Source organism: Chitinophaga niastensis (genome assembly GCF_003014755.1).
Lineage (GTDB): Bacteria > Bacteroidota > Bacteroidia > Chitinophagales > Chitinophagaceae > Chitinophaga > Chitinophaga niastensis.
Genome location: NZ_PYAW01000001.1, coordinates 1,513,808 through 1,526,214, shown reverse-complemented (window position 1 = coordinate 1,526,214; position 12,407 = coordinate 1,513,808). Strand labels below are relative to the sequence as shown.

General features: G+C 44.5%; 10 protein-coding genes. 5 read left to right on the top strand and 5 right to left on the bottom strand.

Features of this window, described 5'->3' with window-relative positions; genetic code table 11:
- Positions 1-87: 87 nt before the first annotated feature.
- Both CLV51_RS06410 and CLV51_RS06405 read right to left on the bottom strand, forming a co-directional pair.
- Complete coding sequence (locus CLV51_RS06410) at positions 88-1,062, bottom strand: FecR family protein (protein WP_106527150.1); 975 nt, start codon at positions 1,060-1,062, stop codon at positions 88-90.
- Between the two features lie 96 nt (positions 1,063-1,158).
- A complete protein-coding gene (locus CLV51_RS06405) occupies positions 1,159-1,689 on the bottom strand; it encodes an RNA polymerase sigma-70 factor (RefSeq protein WP_146151232.1) in 531 nt (176 codons plus the stop codon).
- Positions 1,690-1,839: 150 nt separating this feature from the next.
- Between CLV51_RS06405 and CLV51_RS06400 the strand changes: the two genes are divergently transcribed.
- Complete coding sequence (locus tag CLV51_RS06400) at positions 1,840-2,865, top strand: quinone-dependent dihydroorotate dehydrogenase (RefSeq protein ID WP_106527148.1); 1,026 nt, start codon at positions 1,840-1,842, stop codon at positions 2,863-2,865.
- A 368-nt stretch (positions 2,866-3,233) separates the two neighbouring features.
- Here CLV51_RS06400 and CLV51_RS06395 read toward each other — a convergent pair whose 3' ends face one another.
- The 3 genes from CLV51_RS06395 to dnaB form a co-directional block, all read right to left on the bottom strand.
- Positions 3,234-3,941 (bottom strand): 16S rRNA (uracil(1498)-N(3))-methyltransferase, encoded by a 708-nt coding sequence (locus CLV51_RS06395; RefSeq protein WP_106527147.1) that lies wholly within the window; start codon positions 3,939-3,941, stop codon positions 3,234-3,236.
- Positions 3,942-3,973: 32 nt separating this feature from the next.
- The gene (locus tag CLV51_RS06390) at positions 3,974-5,320 is read right to left on the bottom strand and encodes an MATE family efflux transporter (protein ID WP_106527146.1); all 1,347 of its coding nucleotides are present in this window, start codon (positions 5,318-5,320) and stop codon (positions 3,974-3,976) included.
- A gap of 191 nt (positions 5,321-5,511) precedes the next feature.
- A complete protein-coding gene (dnaB, locus tag CLV51_RS06385) occupies positions 5,512-7,080 on the bottom strand; it encodes a replicative DNA helicase (protein ID WP_106527145.1) in 1,569 nt (522 codons plus the stop codon).
- A 472-nt stretch (positions 7,081-7,552) separates the two neighbouring features.
- On the opposite strand from dnaB, the gene pheT reads away from it, so the two are divergent.
- The 4 genes from pheT (at position 7,553) to rny (ending at position 12,358) form a co-directional block, all read left to right on the top strand.
- The gene (gene pheT / locus CLV51_RS06380; RefSeq protein WP_106527144.1) at positions 7,553-9,982 is read left to right on the top strand and encodes a phenylalanine--tRNA ligase subunit beta; all 2,430 of its coding nucleotides are present in this window, start codon (positions 7,553-7,555) and stop codon (positions 9,980-9,982) included.
- A gap of 20 nt (positions 9,983-10,002) precedes the next feature.
- On the top strand, positions 10,003-10,311 hold the full coding sequence (locus CLV51_RS06375) for a hypothetical protein (protein WP_106527143.1): 309 nt from the start codon (positions 10,003-10,005) through the stop codon (positions 10,309-10,311).
- 16 nt (positions 10,312-10,327) lie between these two features.
- Positions 10,328-10,621, top strand: coding sequence for a cell division protein ZapA (locus CLV51_RS06370; protein ID WP_106527142.1), 294 nt, complete (start codon positions 10,328-10,330; stop codon positions 10,619-10,621).
- A gap of 171 nt (positions 10,622-10,792) precedes the next feature.
- Positions 10,793-12,358 carry a ribonuclease Y gene (gene rny, locus CLV51_RS06365; RefSeq protein WP_106527141.1) on the top strand — a complete coding sequence of 522 codons (1,566 nt, stop codon included), beginning with the start codon at positions 10,793-10,795 and terminating at the stop codon, positions 12,356-12,358.
- Positions 12,359-12,407 lie beyond the last annotated feature (49 nt).

Sequence of the window (12,407 nt, the reverse complement as noted above, 5' to 3'; positions counted from 1 at the left end):
GTTATGGGGGAAGCATAAATAGCTTTTAGCAGTTAGCCTTTAGCAGTTAATAAAACTACTAAAGGCTAACTGCTAAAAGCTAAAAGCTTACTTCAGTTTATATTGTCTTTCTCCAGTCTTTTCGTATCCGGCATTTAACATCAGCGCCAGTGATTTAATTACATCATCTGTTGATTCACTGGTGAAATTTGCACGTACAGGTAATTTCAACAAATCCGTATTGACTACTTCTACTTTTACATCATATACTTCTGTAATAGTATGTAATACTTCTTCCAGCGGTGTATCATTAAAAGCCAATGATCTTGTTACCATATCAGTAACGTGTGTGGCTACACGAAAAACAGGGCGGCTGTTATCCTGTTGCAACAGCATCCCTTCCGTGAGTAGCACACTATCTGCTTTGTCATGATCTATTACCATCACTTTACCACTGCTTACATGCACCTTTAGCACGGCTCTTCCGGGCTCATAGCTGATCGTGAAGCGGGTACCCAATACCTTTACTTCGGTATGCCCGAGTGTAATAATAAACGGGTTGGCCGCATTACCAGTTACGTCAAAGCTGGCCATACCGGTGAGGCTCACCTTTCTGTTACGGGCAAAGCCCCTGGCTACTTCCAGCCTGGAAGCAGCCAATAACTGCACACTACTGCCATCCTGTAGTGTTGCCTTTACAGGGCCTGAATATGTTTGTTGCGGCTGACTACCTATCATAAACCACCAACCTGCACTTAAAGCGATCAGCAACACGGCGGCTATCTTTAGCCACATAAAGCGGACTTTGGGCCTGATGGCTGTGAATACTGGGTTATCATCTATTTTTCCATGGAGCTGCAACCACGAATGCTGTGTATGCGCTACTACTATTTTTTCATTGGCAGCTGCCATATCCAGCACTTTACGCAAAGACATTAACAGCGCCATATTACCTGGATCCTCCAGTTGCCATGCTTCCACCCATGCACGTTCCTCCCCGTCTGCTTCATTTAGCAGATACTTGCAGAGCAAGGTGTACAGTGCCTCATCAGGCATTGCCTCTTCGGGAAAAGATGGTGTCATCAGTCGTTGTTGATTTTACAGTCATCGCCCGCAGGGCGGTAATATAATGATAGACGCATGGAAAATTATAATTCCCCTACGCCTCCTGAAATATTTTTAAAAAAGCAGCCCTGTCAGCAAAGGCAGGTATTCTTTCAATTCCTTATGCAGGATCTTCAATGCTTTACCCATCTGGTTCTCCACCGTTTTTACGGAAATATTCATGGCCGTGGCAATTTCTGCATATTTCAGATTTTGCTGCCGGCTGAGTACAAACACTTCCCTGCAACGTTCCGGTAATCGCTCCAGCGCCTGCCGGTATAATAATTCCAGCTCCCTCACCTCTTCCCCTGCCTGAACAGAGGCTTCCTTACTACTACCATAGCCATTTTCCTTTTCCGAGCGCACCGTATCCTTGCGCCATTGACTAATGGCGGTATTACGAATGGCGGAAAACAAATATGCTTTTACAGGACCGTTGATAGTAATGCTATCCCGCTTCTCCCATAACCGTAGAAATACCTGTTGCACGATCTCTTCTCCTACGTGGGGATCGCCCGTATAGTGAGTGGCAAAGGCCAGGCAGTGCGCATGGTTTTCCCTAAATAATGCTTCAAATGTTTGGAGCTCCAGCATGATGAAGCGCAAATATAACTATGATTTATGTGATTTATATGATTCTCCTGATGAGCGAATATTAAGATTCGGTTAGTGATATTGAATCATTATCCTACCTCATTTTCGCAAATCAGGAGAATCATATAAATCACATAAATCATAGTTATCTTTGTTGCCGCAATGTACAACCTGATAAAAAATTTCCTTTTCCGCTATCCGCCGGAAAACATTCACCACAGCGTAATGCGTGGTATGAAGACAATATACGCGCTGCCTTTGGGCAAGACAATTTTAAATGCCTTTTGCGGCGTAAAAACCAAGGGACTGGAACGGGAGCTGTTTGGGCTTCATTTTTCCAACCCGGTAGGGCTGGCAGCCGGTTTTGACAAAGATGCAAAGTACATCGATGAACTGGCCTGTCTTGGTTTTGGATTTGTGGAGATAGGTACCGTTACCCCAATGCCACAGCCAGGAAACGAGCAGCCACGCCTGTTTCGCCTGCCTGCCGACAAAGCGCTGATTAACCGCATGGGTTTTAACAACGAAGGGGCAACAGCTGCTGCCAAACGCCTGCAACGTAAAAAATCCAACATCATAGTAGGTGGGAACATCGGAAAAAACAAAGTAACCTCTAATGAAGAAGCTGTCAGCGACTACGAAAAATGTTTTCATGCGCTCTATGAGGTAGTAGATTATTTTGTAGTAAATGTAAGCTCTCCCAATACGCCCAACCTCCGGGCATTACAGGAAAAAGAGCCGTTAAAGCAACTCCTTAATCACCTGCAAATACTGAATACTCAAAAACCTAAACAGAAACCGATCTTACTTAAAATAGCGCCGGACCTCACCACTGAACAACTCGATGATATCATCGAAATTGTTCAGGAAACAAAGCTGGCTGGGATTGTAGCCACCAATACCACTATCAGCCGGGAAGGGTTAAAAACGCCTGTGACAGAAGTGAATGACATTGGTGCCGGCGGTTTGAGCGGCCTTCCCGTAAAACGAAAAGCAACCGAAGTAATTCGTTATATCCACACCCATAGCAAAGGCAGCATTCCAATTATTGCTGTAGGCGGCATTTTTACAGCAGCTGATGCACAGGAAAAACTGGATGCAGGCGCTTCACTGGTACAGGTATACACCGGTTTTATTTACGAAGGGCCTACTATTGTGAAGCAAATTTGCGCAGGGTTGCGGCAGTAATTGTCTTTCTCCCGATTAGACTGATTATGCTGATTACCCTGATTTTATTTTTTTGATTATAAAAAGATTAGCGAAGATTAATATTATCTGAACCAGGATTTTTAGGATTGAATGGATTACCCTGATGGGTGTTATGTTATCCAATATTGTAAATAAGAAGAGAAAGTCAGGAATCTTCTGACTTTCTCTTCTTATTTTTATTTTATATGATGTAATGAAATGTTTCAAACAACATAACACCCATCAGGGTAATCCATTCAATCCTAAAAATCCTGGTTCAGATAATATTAATCTTCGCTAATCTTTTTATAATCAAAAAAATAAAATCAGGGTAATCAGCATAATCAGTCTAATCGGGAGAAAGACAATTATTGCACCATATTCATAATCGTCACCGCCACCATTCCGGCGGTTTCTGTACGCAAACGGGTATTGCCCAGCGACACAGGCTCAAAACCCTGATCCAGCGCCAGTTTGATCTCTTCCGGTGTAAAATCCCCTTCAGGACCTATCAATATCAAAGTATCTTTTCCGCCCTGCATTGTATGTTGCAGTTCCTTTTTCTGTTCCGGCAAACAGTGCGCAATTAATTGCTGCGCGTCCTTATTATTTTTCACCAACTTATCAAATGCCTGTGGTTCCTGTAGTTCCGGCAAATAAAACTGCTGTGATTGTAACATGGCCGACACGAGTATATTTTGTAGCCGCTCTGCCTTTATCTTTTCTTTTTCCGTGCGCTGACTCACCAATGGGATAATGGTTTGTATCCCGATTTCAGTAGCTTTTTCCAGAAACCATTCTATCCGCGAAGCATTTTTTGTAAAAGAGATGGCTATACGAAGTGCCCGCGAAGGCGGCGGCACTGTTTCGCATTGCGTAATCTTTACCACACATTTTTTGCGGTTATCATCTGTAATTTCAGCAGTAAACTTATGCCCACGGCCATCTGCCAGCAACACCTGGTCGCCTTTTTCATGGCGAAGTACCTGGATACAATATTTAGACGTATCCTCATTCATGGTATATGTAGCCGCAGCTGGCTGTATGTCCGGAGCGTAAAAAACAGGCAAGTCCATAAGGCGCAAAGTTAACGGTGATTTTTATGATTTTACAACGCCAGTTTCTTTGTTTTGATATGAAACCTGATAAACAATAACACCGATGCTACCAGCAAACCTAATAGCAGCGCCCACCACACGCCCTGTACGCCATAACCCATTTTTATACCCAACAGATAACCCAATGGAATACCAATTATCCAATAGGCCACCATTGTAATCATGGTAGGTACACGTACATCCCCGAGGCCACGAAGAATACCTAATCCTACTACCTGCATGCCATCAAATAACTGGAAGAAAGCAGCAATGATCAGCAGCTGTGAAGCTATCTGTATCACCTGCGGGTCCTGGATATAAAAGGATGGGAGCAGGTGATTGCCCACCGTGAATAACAAGGCAGCACCGCCCATCAGCAACAGCACCATGTGGTAACTCGCAATGGCTGATAAACGTAATTCTCTAAAATCTTTCTTACCAAAATTATTACCGCTTTTAATACCTGCAGCTGCAGAAATTCCGCTCGCCATCATATAAGTCATGGCGGCTAAACTCAGTGCAATCTGATGTGCGGCTAACTCCGCAGCGCCCATCCAGCCTACCATGATAGCAGCTCCACTAAAGGCACTTACTTCAAAAAGATATTGCATAGCTACCGGCGTACCGATACCCAGTATCTTTTTTATAGCCGATGCTTTCAGCTCTTTAAACCCAAATGATTGCAGATAAGGCTTAAAACGCGGGGCACGTAATACATAAAAAGCCATGGTAATACCCATGATCAACCGATCGATAAAAGTGGCAATACCCACGCCTATCACGCCCATACGCGGAAAGCCGAACAGGCCGTATACCAGCGTAATACCAATCAGAATATTGATCACATTACCTATAATACTGATGTTCATGGCCTGCCGTGTGAAGCCCAGGCCTTCGGCAAATTGTTTGAAAGACAGGAACAGCATCAGTGGAATAAAAGAGAAGCCCAGGTAACGAAGAAAAGGGATCGCTTTTTCCACTACATCCCCTTCCTGCCGGAGCAGCGATAAATGGCTGCTACCCCAATAAATAAAGGCAGATAACAATACGCCCACCACCATATTGATAATGAGACTATGACTCAATAAATGTCCGATCGCGTTTTTATTACCCCGGCCATTTTCCTGTGCGATGAGTGGGGTAAGTCCGTATGACATACCTATACCTGCTACCATAAAAACGGTAAACAGGCTATTGCCCAGCGAAACCGCAGCCAGCGGCACTTTGCCGGTATGTCCTATAATAATACTATCTGATAATCCCACCAGGGTATGTCCTAACTGGGAAATGACTACGGGGTAGGCTAAACTAAAGTTGTCTTTATAATGACCTTTGTATTTTACGTACAGCTGTTTCATTGATTGTTCTGTTAGAATTTTCTTGCTCCCGATTAGACTGATTATGCTGATTACCCCGATTCTATTTTTTATCCTTTTAAAATCTTTCAAAATAAAATCGGGGTAATCAGCATAATCAGTCTAATCGGGAGTAAAACAAAAAAAGCCGGCGATCATTCGATGCCGGCTTTTAGGTGCAATATTTTTATGCGCTAAAATGGTGCATCTTCAAATCCCTCGTCGAAGTTCATATCATTCATCTTGGACCCTTTCTGGATGTACAGCTTCGCTTCGTCGTTACCACCGCCGCCTTGCTGCGGACGATTGATACCTGCGAAAGGACTGCCACCACCAGGGTTTTCGAGGCTGCCATCATCTTCGAAGCGCTGGTATTCCAATACAGCTCTGAGTTTGATGGTATCCAGCTGACCATTACGGTGTTTGGCTATACGAACGTGGGTTTCACCTTTATTGGATTCGCCCATTTCATTGGTGTTAATTTCATAATATTCCGGACGATAGAGGAACATTACCATGTCCGCATCCTGCTCAATGGCACCCGATTCACGGAGATCACTCAGCTGCGGCATCTTGTTACCATCTTTACGTTTTTCCACATCACGACTCAACTGCGACAGGGCGATCACCGGTACCTGCAACTCTTTTGCAAGCCCTTTCAGATCACGGGAAATTTTACTGATCTCCTGTTCACGGTTCGTTCCGCGACCATCACCACTGCCACTCATCAGCTGCAGGTAGTCAATGATGATAACACCTACACCGTGATTGTGCACCAGCCGGCGGCACTTGGCACGAAGTTCAAAAATGTTGAGTGCCGGGGTATCATCAATGAAGATAGGCGCTTTCGCCAGGCGTTCAATACCATGCGTCATCAGCTTCTTCATTTCATATTCTTCCAGCTTACCGCGGGAAATCTTTTCCAGCTTTATTTCTGACTCGGCGGAGAGTATACGTTGTACAATCTGGCCGGAGGACATTTCCAATGAGAATACCGCTGCTCCTTTCGGGAAGCGGGGGTGAAGTGCCGCATTACGCGCCAGGTTCAGCGCAAAGGCGGTTTTACCCACAGAAGGACGTGCTGCTATGATGATCAGATCCGTAGACTGCCAGCCATAGGTAACCCTGTCCAGTGAAGGGAATCCGGAAGGCACCCCGGTAATATCATCTCCCTTGTTACGCAGGTCTTCGATACGTTTCATGGTATTTACCAATATGCGATCGATAGAGTCGTAGTTTTTACGAAGGTGATTATTGGTTACCTCAAACAATTTGGATTCAGCACTATCCAGCAGATCAAATACATCGGCCGTGTCTTCGTAAGAATCCGTGAGGATTTCACCGGAGATACGAATCAGTTCACGCTGAATAAATTTCTGCAGGATAATACGTGCATGTGCTTCAATATTAGCTGAAGACACCACCATGTTAGTAAGCTTCATGACGGTAAATGGACCACCAATCTGTTCAAGAGAACCCATAGATTTGAGTTCTTCTGTAACAGTGAGGATATCTACCGGCATTGACTTTGCCGCCAGTCTTGTCATGGCGCCAAAAATAATCTGGTGTGCTTCTACATAAAAACACTCTCCTTTCAATATCTCAATTACGGAGTCAAAAGCTCCTTTTTCAAGCATTACGGCTCCCAAAACAGCTTCTTCCAATTCTTTAGCCTGTGGTGGTATCTTGCCATACACCAAGGACGACACCTCAATGGACGGTTTTCTACGCACATTGCGGTCCTTCTTAAGATTGAGATCCATTTATGGTTAGTGTATTAAAAAAAGTTAATAAAAGGTTACTGTCAATGGGCCTTTTCAGTTGTTTTTACAATCGATATCTGCATTTATTCCCGAATTCTGTAGGTGATAGCTACTTTAAGAAATTGTAAACTTTTGCAAGCCGTACAAACTAAGGTAAAGGCATTTTTTTAATTAACCTCCCTCCTTTGCTCACTAAATTTATTAAGCTTCATACACAGGTTATCCACCAGCAAAATGTCAGTTATCCACTGACTGTGCTATGGTTATCCACTAAAATATCAGAAAATCCCTTGCGAAGGTCCGATTATTCACACACATTGTGCAAAAAGATTTTCCACATACTGCGAAAAGGGCGCACCATGGCGGTTTTGAGATATTTTTAAACACAAAGATCCAAAGTGGATAAGCCGCAAAGCCTGAAAATCAATTCTAGTTGTTAACTTTACGCCACTTATATAAACCGAGCAGACAAATGACGATTTCATACAACTGGCTATGTGATTATTTACCGGTGAAGCCTACACCGGAGGAGCTGTCCACCATTTTAACCAGAATAGGCCTGGAAGTGGAAAGCCTGGAGAAATTTGAAGCAGTAAAAGGAAGTCTGGCCGGGTTGGTGATCGGAGAAGTACTGACAGCAGAGAAACATCCCAATGCAGATAAACTGAGACTCACCACCGTGAACACCGGCAACGGTGAACCACTCCATATTGTATGTGGCGCACCTAATGTAGCCATTGGCCAGAAAGTAGTGGTAGCCCCTATTGGCGCAACCATCTACCCGCTCAGTGGTGAACCGCTCACCATGAAAAAAGCAAAGATCCGTGGAGAAGAAAGCCAGGGTATGATTTGCGCCGAAGATGAAATTGGCCTGGGCAACAGCCATGACGGCATCATGGTACTGGATGCTGCCCTGCAGCCCGGAACTCCTGCCAGTGAAGTATTTAAACCCGCACAGGACTTCATCTACGAAATAGGTCTGACACCAAACCGCATGGACGCGATGAGCCACATCGGTGTAGCCAAAGATGTATGCGCCTTCCTTAATAACATTGAACATACTCATAAATACACCGTACAACTGCCGGAAATAAAGGCCCTGCCAAAAGCAGACACCCCTTTACCCATCAGCGTTACCATCGAAAACACCGACGCATGCCCACGTTACAGTGGTATCAGCATCACCGGTGTACAGGTGGCTCCATCTCCGGAATGGTTAAAAACCAAGCTGGTAGCCATTGGTGTTCGTCCTATCAACAACATCGTGGATATCACCAACTTCATCCTGCATGAAACAGGTCAACCCCTGCATGCATTTGATACTACTGCGATAAAAGGCAATGCGGTAGTCGTAAAAAATCTCCCACAGGGTACTCCCTTTGTAACATTAGATGACAAAGAAAGAAAACTGGACGCTACAGACCTGATGATCTGTAACGGCGCCGGTGAAGGCATGTGCATAGCCGGTGTATTTGGCGGCCTGCATTCCGGTGTATCCGATACTACACAAAACATCTTCCTGGAAAGTGCGCTCTTCAGCGCCGGCGGTATCCGTACCACCTCTTTCCGCCATGGTTTGCGTACCGATGCGGCTTCCCGCTTTGAAAAAGGCGTCGATATCTCCAATGTGGTAATTGCCCTGCAACGCGCGGCAGTACTCATTTGTGAGCTCACCGGCGGTAAAGCAGCATCAGATATTATTGATGTATACCCCTCTGTAAAAATAAAAACGCAGGTAGAAACTACGTATAGCTATATCCGTAAACTCAGTGGTGCAAACTACCCTACCGACAAAATCAAGAATATTCTGCGCAGCCTGGGCTTCGACATCCTGACTGAATCCACTGAAGGACTGCGTGTAGCCGTTCCATACAGCAAACCGGACATCAGCCTGCCGGCCGACCTGGTAGAAGAAGTAATGCGCATAGATGGACTGGATAATATCGAGATCCCCTCCAGGGTGATGATTTCTCCGGCCCTATCCGCACAACCGGATGCCGAAAGAGTAAAGGAAAAAACAGCCGACTACCTCGCTGCCAACGGCTTCAATGAAATTTTCACCAACTCCATCACCAACAGCAAATACTTTACGCCGGAAGTACTGGAACATACGGTGAAAATGATTAACAGCCTGACCGTGGAACTGGATGTAATGCGTCCATCCATGCTGGAAACAGGGCTGGAAAGCATTTCGTATAACCTCAACCGTAAAAACGAGGACCTTTTCTTCTTTGAATACGGTAAAACATACTCTGTAAAAGAAAAAGGCTATGGTGAAACCAATCACCTGGTACTTTATCTTACTGGTAAAAAAACAGCCGAGACCTGGATGCATAAAGTCAGTCCGGTTGATTTCTATTTCCTGAAAGGTTTTGTGATCAATATCCTGAAACAGCTGGGATACAATAATCTCACCTGGGCAGAAAGCACTGAACCGGGGTTACAACCGGCATGGGAAATCAAGGTAAAAAACCAGGTGGTAGTAACCCTTGGCGGCGTTACGCCACAGAAACTCAAGCAGTTTGATATTAAACAACCGGTATGGTTTGCTACCTTCAATTGGGATAAAATACTGGGACTCTTGCAAAAAAGTGATAACTTTTACAAAGAAATACCCCGCTTCCCGGCAGTACGTCGCGATTTGGCACTCGTGTTGGACAAGCAGGTGAAGTTTGCAGCAGTAGAAGGCGCAGCACGCAGCGTTAAATCTGCCTTGTTGCAAAATGTGAATCTCTTCGATGTATTTGAAAGCGAAAAACTGGGCACCAATAAGAAATCTTACGCCGTGAGCTTTACTTTCCTGGATACCCAGAAAACACTTACTGACAAGGAGATTGACGGGGTAATGGACAAACTGGTTAAAACATTTGAAACGCAATTACAGGCAGAAATCAGAAAATAATTGCGAATTACGAAAGTACTATGGTCTTAGAGCAATACATTCAACGCGTAGAAGAGAAATTGCTGCTACTGGTAAAAAAACACCAGCAGTTGCAGGCGGAGAATGTATTGCTGAAAGAAGAAGTTAAAATACAACAACAGGAGCTGCAACAGCAGCAACAGGGATTACAGGGGTTGGAAGACCGGTTGCAGTTAATGAAGATTGCGTCTACCGCCCAGGGAGGAACCTCCATAGCAACAGAAGATGAGGCTTTCAAAAAGGAGATCCGCAGCAAGATCAATGATTATATCAAAGAAATTGATCGCTGCATCGCTTTGCTGAACAGCTGATAAAAAATTATACATCATGGAACTACTCATTCCTATTAACATAGTCGTATCAGATCGCTCTTACCGGATCAAGATCAAACCGGAAGAAGAGGAAGAAGTACGACGTATTATGAAAGAAGTGAATGAGAAGATCGTGGATTTTAAGACTTCTTATGCTGGCAAAGACCAGCAGGATTATATTGCTATGGCCCTCATTATGTACGCTACTCACCCTGTTACCAGCGGCGGCAAGGCACAGGCTATCACTGCGCCCTTTTTGCAGGAGAAGCTCGAAAAGCTGGAAGAAATCATCAACCAGGCATTGGGTTAGTTACCTTACCCCTTGCTAAACAATGAATTAGCTAATTGGCTAATTATCACGTATCAAAGACGCTTTAACTGCTATTTTTTTGTATTTTCGCGGGTCAGTTCTCGCCCCTGTTGTGTTTTAGCAGCAACCTGGGTATGAGAATACTACATAAATCAAGTATAAATAATTCATATGGATGTTACACTTATCACGACAATAGCTGCAGTAGTAGCATTGATCATTGGGATTGTGCTAGGTAAGGTGATTTTTGCCAAAAATACACAGCATAAGATAGATGAAGCTGAGACACAGGCTAAAAAAATCATCGCAGAGGCACAAATCAGTGCAGAGAACCTGAAGAAAGACAAGTTACTGGAGGCTAAGGAAAAATACCTGCAATTAAAGAGCGAGTACGAAAAGGATGTACTGCAACGTAACCAGAAACTGGGCGAATCAGAAAACCGGATAAAACAGAAAGAACAGGGTATTAACCAGAAGAATGAGCAACTCCAGAAACAATTAAACGAAAATGATGCCATCAAGGAAACGCTGAACCGCCAGATGGAACTGGTAACCATTAAGCGTACCGAACTGGAAAAACACCAGGAAGAGCATATCCGCCGCCTCGAAAAAGTAGCCGGTTTAACCGCCGAAGAGGCCAAACATCAGCTGGTAGAGAGTTTGAAAGAAGAAGCCCGCTCACAGGCCCTTTCTCACATCCAGGAAATCATCGAAGACGCCAAAGCAAAAGCAAATAAAGAAGCCAAAAAAATCATCATACAATCTATTCAGCGTACAGCTGCTGAACAAACCATTGAAAATACCATCACCGTATTTACCCTGGAAAGTGATGAAATTAAAGGTCAGATCATTGGTCGTGAAGGCCGTAACATCCGTGCCATTGAAGCGGCTACCGGTGTGGATCTGATTGTTGATGACACCCCTGAAGCAATAGTATTGTCTTCTTTCGACCCATTACGCCGTGAAATTGCACGTTTATCGCTGCAACGCCTCGTACAGGATGGACGTATCCACCCTGCCCGTATCGAAGAAGTAGTAGAAAAAACCAAGAAACAACTGGAAGAACAGGTAATGGACATCGGTGAGAGAACCGTGATAGAACTGGGTATCCATGGCCTGCATAAAGAACTGGTACGTTTGGTAGGTAAGATGCGTTTCCGCTCTTCCTACGGACAAAACCTGCTCATGCACTCCAAAGAAACAGCTAACCTTTGCGCTGTGATGGCTGCTGAGCTGGGCTTAAATCCAAAGCTGGCCAAACGTGCAGGTTTACTGCATGATATTGGTAAAGTACCTGATGAAGAAACTGAATTGAGCCACGCCCTCCTTGGTGCTAAACTCGCAGAGAAATATGGTGAACACGCAGCGGTAGTAAATGCTATTGGTGCGCACCATGATGAAATGGAAATGCAGTACGTTATTTCTCCCATCGTACAGGCTTGTGATGCGATCAGTGGTGCACGTCCTGGTGCACGCCGCGAAATTATGCAGAGCTACCTGCAACGTATTAAAGATCTGGAAAATCTGGCCCTGGCACATGAAGGTGTGGAAAAGGCTTACGCTATCCAGGCTGGTAGAGAGTTGCGTATCATTGTAGAAAGTGATAAAGTTTCTGATGGCGACGCAGATCGTTTGTCATTTGAAATTGCCAATAAGATCCAAACTGAAATGCAATATCCCGGTCAGATCAAAGTAACGGTGATCCGTGAAAAGAGAGCCGTAAACATTGCGAGATAATTTTCAGGCATAGAAATATAGAATTTTGACATTATATTGGAGTCCTCTG

Coding starts and splice junctions, on each gene's coding strand:
- CLV51_RS06410 (WP_106527150.1), bottom strand. CDS start 1,062: ATGACACCATCTTTTCCCGAAGAGGCAATGCCTGATGAGGCACTGTAC.
- CLV51_RS06395 (WP_106527147.1), bottom strand. CDS start 3,941: ATGGACTTGCCTGTTTTTTACGCTCCGGACATACAGCCAGCTGCGGCT.
- dnaB (WP_106527145.1), bottom strand. CDS start 7,080: ATGGATCTCAATCTTAAGAAGGACCGCAATGTGCGTAGAAAACCGTCC.
- rny (WP_106527141.1), top strand. CDS start 10,793: ATGGATGTTACACTTATCACGACAATAGCTGCAGTAGTAGCATTGATC.
- CLV51_RS06375 (WP_106527143.1), top strand. CDS start 10,003: ATGGTCTTAGAGCAATACATTCAACGCGTAGAAGAGAAATTGCTGCTA.
- CLV51_RS06390 (WP_106527146.1), bottom strand. CDS start 5,320: ATGAAACAGCTGTACGTAAAATACAAAGGTCATTATAAAGACAACTTT.
- pheT (WP_106527144.1), top strand. CDS start 7,553: ATGACGATTTCATACAACTGGCTATGTGATTATTTACCGGTGAAGCCT.
- CLV51_RS06370 (WP_106527142.1), top strand. CDS start 10,328: ATGGAACTACTCATTCCTATTAACATAGTCGTATCAGATCGCTCTTAC.
- CLV51_RS06400 (WP_106527148.1), top strand. CDS start 1,840: ATGTACAACCTGATAAAAAATTTCCTTTTCCGCTATCCGCCGGAAAAC.